This window comes from Nitrospira sp., assembly GCA_024760525.1.
In the GTDB taxonomy this organism is placed as follows: domain Bacteria; phylum Nitrospirota; class Nitrospiria; order Nitrospirales; family Nitrospiraceae; genus Nitrospira_D.
Genome location: CP060499.1, coordinates 2,592,154 through 2,607,203, shown reverse-complemented (window position 1 = coordinate 2,607,203; position 15,050 = coordinate 2,592,154). Strand labels below are relative to the sequence as shown.

Annotated in this window: 12 protein-coding genes, 1 tRNA gene and 1 pseudogene; 11 read left to right on the top strand and 3 right to left on the bottom strand. The window is 56.5% G+C overall.

Translation table 11 applies throughout. The annotated features are described in order from the left end of the window. Positions 1-398: 398 nt before the first annotated feature. Positions 399-839, bottom strand: coding sequence for a DUF3015 family protein (locus H8K04_12180; GenBank protein UVT14604.1), 441 nt, complete (start codon positions 837-839; stop codon positions 399-401). A gap of 262 nt (positions 840-1,101) precedes the next feature. On the opposite strand from H8K04_12180, the gene H8K04_12175 reads away from it, so the two are divergent. Continuing rightward, the gene (locus H8K04_12175) at positions 1,102-1,320 is read left to right on the top strand and encodes a hypothetical protein (GenBank protein ID UVT14603.1); all 219 of its coding nucleotides are present in this window, start codon (positions 1,102-1,104) and stop codon (positions 1,318-1,320) included. A gap of 9 nt (positions 1,321-1,329) precedes the next feature. On the opposite strand, the gene H8K04_12170 is transcribed toward H8K04_12175, so the two are convergent. After that, a complete protein-coding gene (locus H8K04_12170; protein UVT14602.1) occupies positions 1,330-1,872 on the bottom strand; it encodes a DUF4142 domain-containing protein in 543 nt (180 codons plus the stop codon). A gap of 850 nt (positions 1,873-2,722) precedes the next feature. Between H8K04_12170 and H8K04_12165 the strand changes: the two are divergent. Beyond that, positions 2,723-3,232 (top strand): annotated as a pseudogene (locus H8K04_12165) (site-specific integrase). Between the two features lie 160 nt (positions 3,233-3,392). Here H8K04_12165 and H8K04_12160 read toward each other — a convergent pair. Then, positions 3,393-3,468 (bottom strand) — tRNA-Thr (locus H8K04_12160). Between the two features lie 563 nt (positions 3,469-4,031). On the opposite strand from H8K04_12160, the gene H8K04_12155 reads away from it, so the two are divergent. From H8K04_12155 to fliF, 9 genes are all read left to right on the top strand, one after another. Continuing rightward, positions 4,032-4,388, top strand: a complete 357-nt coding sequence (locus tag H8K04_12155; GenBank protein ID UVT14601.1) for a hypothetical protein — start codon at positions 4,032-4,034, stop codon at positions 4,386-4,388. Positions 4,389-5,569: 1,181 nt separating this feature from the next. Continuing rightward, positions 5,570-7,021 carry a sigma-54-dependent Fis family transcriptional regulator gene (locus H8K04_12150; GenBank protein UVT14600.1) on the top strand — a complete coding sequence of 484 codons (1,452 nt, stop codon included), beginning with the start codon at positions 5,570-5,572 and terminating at the stop codon, positions 7,019-7,021. A gap of 118 nt (positions 7,022-7,139) precedes the next feature. Beyond that, positions 7,140-9,320, top strand: coding sequence for a tetratricopeptide repeat protein (locus H8K04_12145; protein UVT14599.1), 2,181 nt, complete (start codon positions 7,140-7,142; stop codon positions 9,318-9,320). Then, complete coding sequence (locus tag H8K04_12140) at positions 9,317-10,588, top strand: PAS domain-containing protein (protein UVT14598.1); 1,272 nt, start codon at positions 9,317-9,319, stop codon at positions 10,586-10,588. The genes H8K04_12145 and H8K04_12140 overlap by 4 nt, the downstream gene beginning before the upstream one ends. After that, positions 10,581-11,993, top strand: a complete 1,413-nt coding sequence (locus H8K04_12135; protein ID UVT14597.1) for a sigma-54-dependent Fis family transcriptional regulator — start codon at positions 10,581-10,583, stop codon at positions 11,991-11,993. The genes H8K04_12140 and H8K04_12135 overlap by 8 nt, the downstream gene beginning before the upstream one ends. Positions 11,994-12,194: 201 nt before the next feature. Continuing rightward, complete coding sequence (gene flgB / locus H8K04_12130; protein UVT14596.1) at positions 12,195-12,605, top strand: flagellar basal body rod protein FlgB; 411 nt, start codon at positions 12,195-12,197, stop codon at positions 12,603-12,605. Between the two features lie 74 nt (positions 12,606-12,679). Then, positions 12,680-13,129, top strand: coding sequence for a flagellar basal body rod protein FlgC (gene flgC, locus H8K04_12125; protein UVT14595.1), 450 nt, complete (start codon positions 12,680-12,682; stop codon positions 13,127-13,129). Continuing rightward, positions 13,129-13,443: a flagellar hook-basal body complex protein FliE gene (gene fliE / locus H8K04_12120; GenBank protein ID UVT14594.1), complete on the top strand. Its 315-nt coding sequence runs from the start codon at positions 13,129-13,131 to the stop codon at positions 13,441-13,443. The genes flgC and fliE overlap by 1 nt, the downstream gene beginning before the upstream one ends. Positions 13,444-13,466: 23 nt before the next feature. After that, positions 13,467-15,041: a flagellar M-ring protein FliF gene (fliF, locus tag H8K04_12115; GenBank protein ID UVT14593.1), complete on the top strand. Its 1,575-nt coding sequence runs from the start codon at positions 13,467-13,469 to the stop codon at positions 15,039-15,041. The last annotated feature ends 9 nt before the right edge of the window (positions 15,042-15,050 follow it).

The window sequence follows — 15,050 nt, the reverse complement described above, 5'->3', positions numbered from 1 at the left end:
GGCACTTTGCTCAAATTTTAGGCAACTGTAGCATACCGTGCAGACTTCAACGAATTGTATCTTAGGAAGGTGTGTATTTGAGACGCAAGGAAGTTAAGCAGCTCTATTACTTCCTCACTTCTAGACGGTGGATGATGCGATTAGAGGAGAGCGGGCACTAATACTTAGAACCAATGCAACCTTAAAGGGTAACAAATTATCAAATCCCTCGTCTCTCAAGGACCCATCACATCGAAGCATTTTCCGAATGCATAGAGGAAACGAGCGCCACCCCGCAGCCGGCTTTAGGCGGCGAGAACGGCGCGATGGCCAACAGCAATGAACGCACAATTCCTTACCTTATCGGATGCTGCCCAGGGGAGAAGTTCGGTAACTTACCCCTACTAGCCCAAGATGGCTCATAAACCGCTCACCGCAGTCGGGTTGTGTTTTTTTGCAGTCTTTCCATAGCCAGCCGACCAGGCATGGTTCAGAACCAGGGTCGAGGCCTCTTTGCGCGACAAGAGGGGATCAGATAGCACGGCATAGCGGTTCTGCATTTCCATTCCAAATGCGGTCTGCTCGTCCATCGGAATCCCGGCGAGGACCGCCAGAGACGTTAAATACTCGCCATGCCCCTGTGCAATATCGCCACTCACGCCATCATAGGCATGGGCCATGAACTGTTCCAATCGCTGGCGAGCCTTGGCAGAAGGATCGGGGATAGGGCTGCTGCCAGAGGTGCTTGATGTAAAGTCGCCAGTCAGCTTGAAGGGAGCCTGAAGGGTGTCAGTAGTTGGCCCACAGGAGACGCCGCCCAGCAAGAGAATTGGAAGAAAGAGCGTAGTAATGATTTTCATGCTTTCCTCCTGGTCAATCAATGTATAGGAAGAACGAATGGTCTGCCTAGTTCTCTTTAGCAGAGTGGGGCTACGGCGTGGACTAGATAAAGCCCTGGCGTCGGATGATTACTGGCCCGCGCATTTGTTTCTCGGCTTGGTTCGGGTTGAGGAATGTGCGAATCTACTGGGGTTGGAATCTGCCCAATCGGTTGTCTGGTCAATTTGAAGCCCTACTGGAGCATGCTGACGCCACATTACCCGCTAGGGTAGAATCCCGCCCATGCCTCTCTCCCCACTCATTCGCTTCGGACCCTCCACGTGGACCTATGAGGGTTGGCAAGGCCAGGTGTATCTGAAGCAGTACGCCAAGACGACGTTTGCACGAGAATGCCTTGGTGAGTATTGCCAATATCTCCACAACGGGGAACCGCTCTTTCGTACCGTCGGCAACGATTCCACGTTCTACCGCCCACTATCTGCGGGCAGCGAACAGGTCTAGGAAGTCTCGTTATTCTTCGAGGTGTTCTTCGGGGACTCCCAGGGAAGACGCGAGGGTTTTAGCCTCAGCAAGGTGGTCTTTGACCACGGGTACGGCGTCGGTCACCCATTGGCGAACCTCTTGATTCTTCTCCTGGTCTGCGCGTTTTTCAAGCTCCTTCATTTCCTTAGCATGTTCCCGCAATACCAGGGTGATATACGCGCGATCAAATCCCTTGCCTGATGCTGCCTCGAGCTCCGCTTTCATCGCTGTGAGCGGGTCGCTCGGGTCGTTCACGAGCTGCAGTCCTCCCTTCGAGGCCAAGCGTTCAACTTCTTTTCGTGACTTCTGGTGGTCGGCCACCATCCGAGCACCGAACCGTTTGACCTGCTCACTCTCGGCTTTCTGCGCGGCGATCTGACCCAGGTCGATGTGCTGCTGTTGACCAGCGGCGGATGTTTGCAGGAAGCCTTCGGTGGTTTGTGGGGGAACGTCGGGAGCGGCCATGGCCCAGGAGGTTGAAAGGATTGCAACAGCAAGCCCCCATACGATCGATGCAATAGGATGAGACATAATGCCCTCCTCATAGTGAGATGTAAGAGTCAATGAAATGGTGGTGCTGTAGGACAACCTCCATGACACAACCAATCATGGCGGACTTTGATGGGGCTTCGTACTAGGAAAGCCCTTAGGGGGGACGAGACAAGCATCTGGATATCGCGACAGTGGAAAGGCTCGGAGCCATAGTACGTGAATCTGAGATGTGGCCAGACTGTGTGGTGAAGTCTCGACGGACTACTTGATCGTCAATAGGAGAGGGCAATGCGCCGGTAACGATTCAGGTTCCTCTGAACATTCACCATTAAACAACTCACCCATACTGACCTACTTATGGGGATGCTCTATCGACGAAAGAAACGTAACTCGGTTACACAGAGTCTCGTAGAATTCGGCCCCTATTGGATGAAGTATTATTGCTAAGGGAGACCCTTCTACGAGAGTAGAGAGACTGAAAATAAGACAGAAGCTCGCCGCAGACTTAAAGAGCGAGAAGGGCAGGTTGCTCAGGGCGTGCATCAAGGTCCCAGAGGCGAACGGACAAGGTTTGAGGAGTTAGTTCAGGGTATTCGGCAGGATTATGCGATGAATGAGCGAAAATCTGGTCGGCGACTGAACGACTACCTCATACACTTGTCTCACTCTTTTAATAACCTTCGAGCTTCAAGTATTACCACTGATAAGATCCAGGCATCTATCCAGAAGCGAAAAGCTGAAGGTGCAGCCAATGGAACGATCAATCGTGAGCTAGGGTGCCTCAAGCGAATGTTCCGCATAGCCCTGCAACACACACCGCCGAAGGTTGTCAGAGTCCCTCATATTCCAATGCTGGAGGAACGCAACATTCGGTCAGGATTTTTTGAGCATGACGAATTTTTTGGCCCTGAGGGGAGCATTGCCAAATTACGCTCAGGTAGCTGCCACCCTTGCATACTGTAGCGGAATGAGAATGGGCGAAGTGTCTTCGTTGAAGTGGAATCAGGTGAACTGGACCGAGGGCAAGTTGTACCTGAACGCCCATGATACCAAGACAGATACACCACGGGTTCTTTATCTCACCGGAGACCTACTTCGAGTGCTGATAGCCTGGAAGCAGCGTTGTGACCAGAGGTGGCCGAAGTGCTCCTGGATTTGTCATAGGAGCGGGGTTCGTCTGGAATCGCTAAAGCACTCGTGGCGGAAAGGGTGTGAGGCGGTAGGAATTGGGAGGATGGTCGAAATTGAGGGCAAAGATGGAAAGGTCTGGGTTGGAAAGATCCCTCACGACTTCAGACGTACTGCCGTTCGAAATATGGTTCGCGCTGGAGTACCAGAAAAGGTGGCTATGGCTATCAGCGGACATAAAACACGATCAGTATTCGACCGCTATAACATCGTGCACGAGGCGGATCTTGCGAAAGCCGCACAATCGATGACCGTCTATTTTGAGCGTGAAAAAGCAAAGATGGTTACACTTCCGGTTACACCTGATGAGTTCAATGGGCAGAACAGCAGTGAGAATGATTCGGAACTGGTTGGAATGTCAGCGGGAAGTATGGAGCTGGCGAGAGGAATCGAACCTCCAACCTGCGGTTTACAAAACCGCTGCTCTGCCGATTGAGCTACGCCAGCCCTCTAAGAATTTCGAGGAGTCGTCGTTTTATCCTGTATGAGGTACTCCGTCAAGTGTTCCCGGCGTGTGCTGCTGAAGATACCTTCCGAGTCGGTTTGCTGCTTGGGCTAAGTATTCCTCTCGAATCTGATTGTACCGCTTCCACCGTTGAGGGGGAGTGTGGAGCCCACTCGCCAAGACCAACGATTTCCCGTCTTTGCTCTCGATGACGCGACTGCTGGGTCAGTCCCATGAGTGTCCCTCCGTGGTTTGACGGTGCGCTGCTCCATCCAGATGTTTAGATGGTCTCTACCGTGTGTGGTTTTGCGTCTTGTTCTGCTTGAGCAAGTTCCTCTTCTAACTCTTCGACATAGTTCCTATTCAATATCCTTTCGAGCCGATGATTGGTCTTTTCTCATGAATGGTTTCTTCATGTGCCATTCATCCTAACTTCATCTCCAAGCGGTACGCTGTATGTATGCAATAACGAATTGAACGGGCGTCATAACCTGGTTCGGCTAGGAGAATGCCTAGTAGCGATTGTCTCGTTGATGCGGTTGAATCAATCGTCAGGAGGTATGCGATGAAAACCAACAATCTATCTCTGTGTTTGTTATTGACAGGGGTCTGGTTGGCCGCGCCCGTCGTCGTGTCAGCCGAGGATCTCGGAGGTAAAGGGATTTTCAGTTACGGCAGCGAGATGTCCAAAGGATCTTCTTGGGACAAGTCCGGTGAACGTGAACCTCACATGGGTTCGTATAGCGACGCTCTCGGTCCATCGTTCGATATTCCCTCTAGCCTTAAGGGTGACCCCGCTACGTCCGATCCTTGGTTCGGCCGTAGATCATCGGGTGATCCGAGCGTCAAGGACTTGAGTCGCATGGATGGGGGTGGGTTTGCACCGCCTGGTAGCTACACCGGTTCTGAGCGACGCTTCTAGCCAGCGTTACCCTGATCGCCCGTAAGAACGTACTTCCCGGGAGGAGCCTATGGACCGTTTCGTCGTCAAGAGCCGAGGGCGGTTCCATAGGTTCATCTTTGCTTGTGGATTACCTCTGCTCCTTATCTTCAGTTAGTACATCTTCTTCGATGTAGCCGTTCGTGTTCGTTTGTCCTTTCCCAAGCTGGTTGTGCTTCTCTCATTAGACCTTCTTCATGCGACCTTCACCCTGTCTTCATCTCCCTAAGGTAGGCTGTTTCTATTGAATGAACGAAAGAGGATATATAACGAAAGGGGATAGATATGGACGCAAATTGGTTGATATTCGGGGCGACGATTCTTGGGTTAGTAATTGCGGCAGCGGTCGTCTACAAAAAGGGTCAACAGCCGCAAAAGTGAGAGGCTAACCTGAAGGCCCTTTCCCGATCGGCCTATGGACCGTTTCGGAGTGCAGCCTGAGACGGTTCCATAGGCATTATTTTTATGTTTCAGAACAATGAAGAAATGTTCACGAAGTCGTCATCGAGAATTCATGTTCGCAGGATAAGCTACAGATAAGGAAGGGAGGTGAACACATTATGACAATCCTCATAGAAGTATTCTTGTTGGCCACCATCGGTGGGTTGGTGTACCAAGTGTTTCAACTCGCGCGGCGTTGACCTGTGCGACACCCATTCTGTGAACGACACGGAGGCTTTGTGAATTGGCAATAAGGGCATGCTCCCCAAAATCCTTCCGGGACTGTGCCCCATTCCCGATTGTTCAGCGGTACCAGAGAGTTCAACAGCTGGATCAGTTACCCTGACAATCACCCGCTGTTGGCTGGCCTAAGGGAAGTCGTCCAGAGTCACCCACCTGGACGACTTCCTCAGGCTTTTTGCTTGACGTGCTCAATCCCGTCTCTCTCCGTAGCCTCTTTCCCGCAATCTGCAAATTCTAGATTTATAGGGAAGCGTCGGAACGGTGTTACAAGACCGCCGCTCTGCTGATTGAGCTACCCCAGCCTGTGCGTGGTCTCACCGTCTACATGGTGTGTCGAACAGCACCAATAGGCCGAAGAGCCCGTCAAGAAATCTCCCTCCGATCAGGTCGCTGTCGGGTAACTGATATAACTTGCATTGGATGCCCTTGGTGATTATCCTAACCCCGCCGCGTACTTCGTATTCCCAATGGTATCGAGCATGAGTCAAGTCCACGTCTTGGTTGTCGACGACGATCCCGCGCTCCGGGACATTCTGCAGGAAACGCTCGTGCAGGAGGGGTATAGCGTCTCGACTGCGGAGGATGGGACCGCGGCGATCCGCGCGGTCAGGGAGGCCGTGGTCCATATCGTGATCACGGACTTTCAGCTGCCCGACATCGACGGACTTGCCATTATCGATCGCCTTGCCAAGCTCGACGCGAAAATCATTCCCATCATGATGACCGGATTCGGCACGATCGAAACCGCTGTCCGTGCCATGAAATCCGGCGCGTTCGATTTCATTACGAAGCCGTTTGATCTCGAGACTGTTGCGGTGGTGGTGCGGAAGGCGGCGGAGTTTCATCGTCTGCGTCAAGAAAACCACCTCTTGAGAAAGGCCGTGCGGGATCAATACCGGCTGGAGCAATTGGTGGGCATCAGCGAGCCGATGCAGCAGGTGATGGATTTCGTGCAAAAAGTCGCCGACAGCGACAGCACGGTGATGATTCAAGGGGAGAGCGGCACGGGCAAGGAGCTGGTGGCCCGCATGCTCCACTTCAATAGTCTTCGGCGAGATCGTCCGTTGGTCCCGGTGAATTGCGGGGCCATTCCTGAAAATCTGCTGGAATCGGAGCTCTTCGGGCACGAAAAGGGCGCGTTTACCGGTGCCACCCATCCGCGGATGGGCCGTTTCGAGTTGGCGCATGGCGGGACCATCTTTCTCGATGAAATCGGGGAAATGAGCCTCCCGCTGCAAGTGAAGCTGCTCCGTGTGCTGCAAGAACGGGAATTCGAGCGGGTGGGGGGAAATCGGACGATTCATGTGGACGTGCGGATCATCGCCGCGACGAATCAGGATTTGGAAACGCTCGTGGAGGAAAGGCGATTCCGCAAGGATCTGTTCTATCGGCTCAATGTGATTCCGATCGTCATCCCGCCCCTCCGAGACCGCCGCAGCGACATTCCGCTCCTCATCGATCACTTTTTGACCCGCTTCAATCAGAGCAAGCACACCGAGGTGTCGGGTTTCACCCCCGAGGCGCTGCACCAGTTGACCAAGTACGATTGGCCTGGGAACATTCGAGAGCTGGAGAATATGGTCGAACGGCTGGTCGTCCTGAAGAAGCACGGCATTCTGTCGGCAGAGGATCTTCCGCAGAAGATCGGTCCGAAACCGGCCGCCCCTGAATTCAAGGAACAGTTCTTCAGGTTCAGTGAGGACGGCATCAATCTCTCCAGAGAGGTCGAGCAGTACGAAAAGCACCTCATCATGGAGGCGTTACGCAAGGCAAACGGCGTCACGTCTCGCGCCGCTCAACTTCTCCATCTCAATCGGACGACGTTGGTCGAAAAACTCAAACGCAAAGGCGTTGATCCGCGATCCCACCTGGAAACGCTCCCATTGTGGCCCGGGCCATCCAGTCAAAAGATTGACGATATCGCGACCTAGCCGACGCCAATCCTGACGCCGCCGGCCGCGGTTCACGACCGCTCACGATAAGTGTCATGATTTCCTTCGAGTTTTCTGCGGATGCACAGGGCATGAGCCTTGCTGATGCCCTATCGCCGTGCATCGATACCGCCCTTTATATGCTCCGTTGATTCTCTGGACCGCCGTCTGGATGGCGATCCCTCCCTCAGCCATTGGGGAGTCTTCCGGCCGCTCATCTCCTCCCACCTTGTCGGCCGCCGTCACCGAGCGGGCCCCCTCGGTGCGCAATCCGGAGCCGGTCGACCGGCTCCTCCAGCTCTTGCCCGACGACGGACCCCGTCTGGAAGGCCTCTCTCAAGGAATTGAAGGTCTGGCGTGGGAAGAAGGCCAGTCTGCCTATAGAAAGAAGTCCTGGGTTGAAGCGCGACGATTTTTCGAGATGATCGTCAAAGAACATCCCGCAAGCGTCCTCGTTCCATCGGCGAAGGCGTTTTTGGTCGAGCTGTCGCTGCGTGACGATCTCTCCACGCCACATCGGTTGGACGCGATTCAGGAGTACAAAAAGCTTCTCCATGATCATCCACAGTCTGCAAATGCCAGAAGAGCGGAATGGCGGATCGCGGATTTATACATTGATCAAGGGTGGATTCAGGAAGCACAGGCATTCTACGAGCAAGCCATGGCCCATTCCGCCCACCTTCCGTTCGACGCGAATCGGGCTCTGCTCGGGCTGGGACACACGTTCATGGCGATGAGCAAATGGAAGGATGCCGAGCACGCCTATGCCAATGTGAGAAAGCGAAGCGAGGATGACCGGCTGCTTCAAGGGGCTACGCTGGGATTGGCCCATGCCCTGTTCCGGCAGCGACGATTTGCGGAAGCGCATATCTTCTACGACCTGAGTTATCGGCGATGGCCGACCCTCTTCAGGGGTGACCCTCTGGCTCTCCAGTGGTACGCTGTTACACAGGTTGAATTGCATCATGAGGCGCCTGTCCGAGAGCTCATGATGCTCTTCTACAATCTGCATCCACACCACGAGTACGCCCCTGCAGCGTTGCTGCAGGCGGCCGAGAGCTTCCGGGCGGGGTCCAAACAGCCGCTCGCGGAGTTTGTTTATGCGTTGATTCCCTCGCTGTACCCTCAAAGCCCCTTGGCGGCGACGGCCAGGCTGCGGATCGCCACCCTTCGCGGGGAAAACATGCTCCCGGCCGGAGGAAATTGGGTCGGGCTCACGGTGCGCGCCATGATGCACGACGTACCGGTCCCGGATCAGACCGACACATCCTACCGAGCGCTGCTGGAGGCGATCGCGACGCAAGAGACGGATACTCCCATCGGCGGCGAGGCGCTGTTTTACCTGGGGAAGGGGTACGAAGATGCGAATGACATGAATCGGGCGCTTGGGGCATACAGGGACGTCACCATTCGAACCGAGCCTGGAAGCGCTCCGTGGTCGCTGAAGGCTTCGGAGCGTCTGTCGGCTCTCTTGACGCCTTGGATCGAAGCGGCGGTGTCCTCGCATGACGATCTCACGGTGGTGAGTCTCTTTCACCGCTACGGCGCGACCGGAGAACAACGTTATGCGCGTTCTCCGTTGCTGCTCGAAATCGCCGAGGCCCATCGACGTATCGGGTTCGCACGGGAAGCCCTACGGCTCCACCAACAGGTGATGAAGGCGCATCGAGAGCCGGCCTTGATAGAACCGGCCTTGATCAGCCTGGGAAAGATCTACCTCGATCAACGGGATCCTGAGGCCGCCCGAAAAGTCCTTGAGCGATACCGGTTTCAGTTTCCTATCGGACAATACGAAGGGGAGGTGCTGCACCTGCTCATCGCCGCCATGCGGCAACAGCGGGATTTGCAAGGCCTTCTCCATCTCTGTCGCACATGGCTCATGCGCCATCCGGTTCATCCTGAACGGCCGGCGATGTATCTGCAGTTGGCCAAGACGTTGGGAGAACTGGAGAAGCTCGACGAGTCTGCGCTGGCGTACGAAGAAGCGTTCAAAGCCGGCGCGGGGAAATCACCCGATACACTCCTGGCTTACGCGGATACCTTGTCTCGATTGAATCGGCATGAACGGGCCATCACGGCTTATCTGGCGGTGTTGGAAAAGAAACCGAAGGCGAGCCAAGCGGAATGGGCGCATCTCCAAACCGCTCAGCATTGGACGGCGTTGAAGCAGTACGATCGCGCCACCGTCGCGCTGGCGGAACTCGATGTGGCCGGGGACCAGACGGTCAACCGGCTGGCGGCATCGCTCAAAGCCAGCTTGCAAGGCGTCCGCCGTTCGGCGAATGCGGAGGGATTATGACCATCGCGACCACAGGGCGTCCTGAGGAACGAGAACTGCTTTGCGCGGCGTTCAAAAGCTTCGATGAAGCCGCCCATACCCTGCAGCAATCGTATCACGCGCTCACCGCGCGTGTGGAGCAGATGGATGTGGAATTGGCTCACAGCAATGAGGCCCTGCGCCGGCAGCTTTGTCAGAACGAGGCCATGCGCGTGCATCTCGACGGCATCCTCGAGTCCTTATCGACCGGGGTCTTGGTGGTGGACGATTCTGAGATCATCAGCCGGAGCAACCGAGCCGCCGGAGCGTTGCTCGGGGCGACGGATGCCGAACTGCGGAATCGTCGCGCCTCCGACGTTTTGTCTCGTGCGGGCCTCAGCGTGTGTGATCGGCCGCAACGCATCGGGCAGGCGTTGGTCTCCATCAGCCGGGTACCGTTGCACAACAATTCCGGAGATGCCTCCGGTCACCTCGTCCTGATTCAGGACATCACTCGGGTGTATCAGCTCGAAGAGCAACTGCAGCGCAAGGAAAGACTTGCGGCCATGGGGGAACTCATCGGACGGATCGCGCATGAAATCAGAAATCCGCTGGGCAGCGTGGAGCTCTTTGCGTCCATGCTCCAGCGCGATCTGGACGAACACCCGTCCGCCAAACGCTATGCCGAGCAGATTTCGCAAGCCGTCCAGTCGATGGACCGCTTGCTGGCCAATCTCTTGCTGTACACAACACCGGTACGCATGGCTCGTGGCTGGTACCCGGTTGAGCCGTTGATCCGCAATTCCATCAAACTGGCGGCCCATACGATCGCCAAAGTGCCGGTGGAGATCCGAGTGGACCTCGATCGGGAGACCCGTTCGATCTGGTGCCATGAGGGGCAGCTGAAACAAGTCGTCTTGAATCTGGTCGTGAACGCCGTGCAGGCGATGCCCAACGGAGGCATCTTGGTGGTCGGTCTTCACAAGGAACCGGTCCAGACACTCGGCCTGCCCTCCGTTCGTCTGACCGTGCGCGATTCCGGTATCGGCATCGATCCGGCTCATCGCTCGCGCATGTTTGATCCCTTCTTCACGACGAAGGATGAAGGCACCGGTCTCGGTCTTGCCATCGTCCATTCAATCGTCGAAGCCCATCAAGGTCGGATCGACGTCGAGAGCACAGTGGGTCAAGGCACCTCTTGTTCGATTATTCTGCCGCATCCATCGGTGACGCAGAACCAGCTTGAATCCGGTGAAACCGACCCTGTGGAACGCAATTTGGCATTAGCGGAGGATTGGTCTCATGAGTGACCGCGATAAGAACAGCACTCTTTCAGAGAGTACCGACGAAAGCGAACGGATCTTGATTGTCGACGATGACCCGTCGATGCGGGCGGCGCTGACGGAGACTGTCAGGCGGCTGGGCTATTCCGTGCAAGGGGCCTCCGACGGAGTCGATGCGATGGAACGGATCGTCCGGTTCCGTCCCTGGATGGTACTGACCGACCTCCGGATGCCACGCCTGAGCGGCCTGGACTTGATCAAAGAGATCAAGTCGCGAGCGCCGCAGGTCACAATCGTGCTCATGACGGCCTATGGAACGATCGAAACGGCGGTCGAGGCGATGAAGCTCGGCGCCAGCGAATACCTCTTGAAGCCGTTTTCTATGGACTTGTTGGAGCGAATCATCGTGAATCTCAAAGCGGGACGGGAAGAAGGCGCCGGAACGGACCTGCTTACCCAACCGGCCGATAACCGGGCGATCTTAACTCAAGACCCCGGAATGGTCAGACTGTTGAGCACAATCGAGGGGGTGGCGTCCAGCCAAGCGACCGTGCTCATCCATGGAGAGAGCGGTACGGGGAAAGAGCTCTTGGCTCGGTTCATCCACAATAGAAGCCCACGGGCGCATCGGCCATTCATCGCGGTCAACTGCGCCGCATTGCCGGATGGGCTACTCGAGAGCGAACTCTTCGGCCACGAGCGCGGCGCGTTTACCGGCGCCTTGATCAGAAAAATCGGCAAGTTTGAGATGGCGCATTCCGGAACGCTGCTCCTGGACGAGATCAGCGAAATGAACCTGACCCTTCAAGCGAAGTTGCTGCGTGTCTTGCAAGAACGCGAGGTGGATCGGATCGGCGGACGCGATCCGGTTCCCGTCAACATCCGCGTGATCGCCACGACGAATCGGGGGCTCTATCGCGAGGTCGAACAAGGCCGCTTTCGCGAGGATCTCTACTATCGGTTGAACGTATTTCCCATCACCGTCCCACCGCTACGCGAGCGCATCGCCGATATTCCTCTCCTCGCGCGGCATTTTGTGAACCAATCGGCCACGAGGAACGGCCTGACTCCGCCGTCCTTGTCGGAGAGCGCCATCGCGCATTTGCAGCGGCTGGTGTGGAAGGGAAACGTGCGCGAGCTGGAGAACGTGATGGAACGGGCGGTGCTGTTGGCCGGGCAGAGTCCCATCCTTCCCGATCATTGCCCTCCGGAGCGAAGCGACGAGACGGCGGCGCAGCTCGTCCGTCCGCAACAGCCGGCGAACGGATCTCTGTGGGAGATGGAACGGGAATTGATCTTTAAGACGCTGGCGCGCGTGAAAGACAATCGCACACACGCCGCGAAAGAATTAGGCATCAGCATCCGCACGCTACGAAACAAGCTGCGGGAGTATCGGGAGAGCGAGCAGACATTGTCGATCATCACGCCATGAGGGAGGCAAGAATTGCCGGTCGGCAAGTTCGTCCCGAGCCACGGCTCGCTCCGAACAGAGCACCACAACGTGTGGTGCCGCAAGCCGTGTGAGCGGGAGGAAGCTGGAGTCTCAGCCATCGCCGGACGGCTCAAGCAGGCATTAGGGTTGCAATCAAAGCGGAAGCGGTACGCCGCCGCATACTGAAGGGAGCACAAGGTTATGAAGATTTTTGATCGAACCATGCGACTATTGGAACGGACACTCGATCTTCGCAGTGCGCGGCAGCGTGTGATCGCCTCGAACCTGGCCAACGAAGAAACACCGGGCTATCGCGCGTCGGAGCTGAACTTCATGGACCAATTGCATTCTGCGCATAAGGGGCGCCTGCCGATCATGCTGGCGGCCACTCAGTCTCGGCATTTCGGCGTCCATGGGCCGCAAGGGGTGCAAGCCGTCACGGGGAAGCTCAGCGAAATGCCGGCGGGGGATCTTCCTCTCGACGCGAACTCCGTGAATCTCGAGTTGGAGATGGCGAAGTTATCCGAGAACGCCATGCAGTACAACGCGGCGACCACGATACTGGCCGCCAAATTCCGAGGGTTGTTGAGCGCCATACGAGATGCGCGATGACGGATGACCGTCAACAAACAATTGACGTCCGACAGATGTTTGCCGAGAGCTAGCGACCAGCGAGGAGGTTGTATATGGAAATGTCCGACAGTATGGCCGTATCGGTTTCCGGTTTGGATGCCCAACGGCGACGACTCAATGTCATTGCCAGCAATCTTGCGAACGCGCAATCGACCAAGACTCCAACGGGTGGTCCGTACAAACGACGCGACGTCGTCTTTCGCTCGACCGCGGTCCCCAGCGCGTTTCAGCGGGCCTTCCGCCAAGTCGCCCTTGGACCATCGGCGCGTGCGCTCGAAGGGGTTTCCGTGGCAAAGGTCGTGGAAGATCCCAAACCCGGGCAGCTGATCTATGACCCGCATCACCCGGATGCCGATAAAAAAGGGTTCGTCCGTCTGCCCAACGTGAACGTCATGGAAGAAATGGTGAATATGATCGGGGCCTCGCGCGCTTATGAAGCCAACGTCCAGGCGATCAACGCGACACGCGCCATGTGGAACAAGGCGCTCGAGATCGGGAGGTAATGATGAGTCAAATTTACGGGGTGACATCCGGTATCGCTCCCATCGCCGATGCGGCGAAGATTGGGGCGGCCGGCCTCGCCGAAACCTCGGGTACCTCCGGGTTCGTGGACTCCCTCAAGTCCGCCATCGGAAAAGTCAATGAGGCGAAAATAGAATCCAACCGGGCGGTGGATGCCCTCATGACGGGCGAATCGCAGGATCTTCATCGCACGATGGTCGCCTTGCAGGAGGCGGACGTGTCGTTCCAATTGATGATGCAGATCCGGAACAAGCTGGTCGCGGCCTATGAAGAGATTCAACGGATGCAGCTCTGATCAACCGGAAGGAGTGAGGGGACGTGGGAGGTATATTTTCCAAATTCTCCATCAACCAGCGGATGATCATCCTCATTGCATTGGCCGGATCGGTGGCGGGGCTCATTGCCCTGACCCTATGGACGCAGCAACCGGACATGCAGGTGCTGTTCACCAACCTCAGCACTGAAGACGCAGCCGCCATCGTCGACAAGCTCAAAGAGACGAAGGTGCCGTACGAAATGACCGGCGGCGGATCGACAGTGCTCGTTCCGACCGCTCAGGTTCATGATCTGAGGCTCCAACTGGCGACCCAAGGGCTTCCCCACGGAGGCGGGGTCGGGTTTGAGATTTTCGATCGAACATCGATCGGCATGTCCGAATTCGTCCAGAAGCTGAACTATCGTCGCGCCCTACAGGGCGAGTTGGCGAGAACCATCGCGCAGCTGCCGGAAGTCGAACGGGCCCGGGTGCATCTGGCCATTCCGGAGCGGCGTCTCTTCGCCAGCGAACAGGAAAAAGCGCGCGCGTCGGTCATTCTTTCGCTCCGCAGCGGACAACAGCTGACTCAGTCGCAGGTGCAAGGGGTGATCCATCTGGTCTCCAGCAGCATCGAAGGGCTGCAGGCCCGCGATGTCACGGTGGTGGACGGACACGGCCGCATGTTGTCGTCCACGGCGACTGACGAAACGTCGGGGTTGACCAACTCGCAGCTCGAATATCAACGCAGCATCGAAAAAGATGTGGAAACCCGCATTCAAACGATGTTGGAGCGAATCGTCGGGCCCAACAAGGCGGTGGTCCGTGTGTCCAGCCTGGTCGATTTCCGCAAGGTTGAGACGACGGAAGAACGCTATGATCCGAACAGCCAGGTGGTGAGGAGCGAGCAGCGCGGGCAGGAAAAGGCCAATGGCTCCAACGGGGTCGGCGGCGGGGTTCCCGGTGTGCAGTCGAATGTACCGCCGGGAACGGATCTGGAACCGCCTCAGACCAGTTCGAGCAGCAGCCAGACGAAAAACGAGACGGTGAACTATGAGATCAGCCGAACAGTCTCAAAAATCGTGGAGCCGGTGGGGGTCATCAAGCAATTATCGGTCGCGGTGCTGGTCGACGGCATCTATGAAACCGCAAAAGCCGGCGAGGGGCAATCGGCGGACGCGCCGGTCCTCGCACGAAAATACACTCCGCGTTCGGAGGAAGATCTAAAACGGATTGAGGACATCGTCAAGAAAGCGATGGGCTTTTCGGCCGATCGGCAAGATCAAGTGGAAGTCGTCAATGTCCAATTCGGCACGGAGCCGGAGGAAGCACAGGGTGCGACGGCAGAGGCCATGGCGGAAGGCCCGAGGCCGTGGCTGCCGTATCTCCGCTACGGGGTCGGCATTCTGCTGTTTACGGTGATTCTCCTCTTCGTCGTCCGTCCGTTGCTGGCCATGTTGGGTTCGACGGCGGAGCAGATGCCGGCCGAGGCGGTCGCCTCTGCATTACCCGGCGCTGTGGGGATGGGGGAAGCTTCTTTGCCGCACGCACCGGATCGAGCTCAGATCATCGACATGGCCAGGAAGAATCCCGACACGACGGCGGTTGTCGTCAAACAGTGGCTCAAGAATCCAACTTAGTACGTTGTG

Bases quoted from the DNA above. Each gene is read 5' to 3' on its own strand.
- H8K04_12155 (UVT14601.1), top strand. From the start codon at position 4,032: ATGAAAACCAACAATCTATCTCTGTGTTTGTTATTGACAGGGGTCTGG.
- flgC (UVT14595.1), top strand. From the start codon at position 12,680: ATGGAAATGTCCGACAGTATGGCCGTATCGGTTTCCGGTTTGGATGCC.
- H8K04_12135 (UVT14597.1), top strand. From the start codon at position 10,581: ATGAGTGACCGCGATAAGAACAGCACTCTTTCAGAGAGTACCGACGAA.
- fliE (UVT14594.1), top strand. From the start codon at position 13,129: ATGATGAGTCAAATTTACGGGGTGACATCCGGTATCGCTCCCATCGCC.
- H8K04_12180 (UVT14604.1), bottom strand. From the start codon at position 839: ATGAAAATCATTACTACGCTCTTTCTTCCAATTCTCTTGCTGGGCGGC.
- H8K04_12140 (UVT14598.1), top strand. From the start codon at position 9,317: ATGACCATCGCGACCACAGGGCGTCCTGAGGAACGAGAACTGCTTTGC.
- flgB (UVT14596.1), top strand. From the start codon at position 12,195: ATGAAGATTTTTGATCGAACCATGCGACTATTGGAACGGACACTCGAT.
- H8K04_12170 (UVT14602.1), bottom strand. From the start codon at position 1,872: ATGTCTCATCCTATTGCATCGATCGTATGGGGGCTTGCTGTTGCAATC.
- H8K04_12150 (UVT14600.1), top strand. From the start codon at position 5,570: ATGAGTCAAGTCCACGTCTTGGTTGTCGACGACGATCCCGCGCTCCGG.
- H8K04_12175 (UVT14603.1), top strand. From the start codon at position 1,102: ATGCCTCTCTCCCCACTCATTCGCTTCGGACCCTCCACGTGGACCTAT.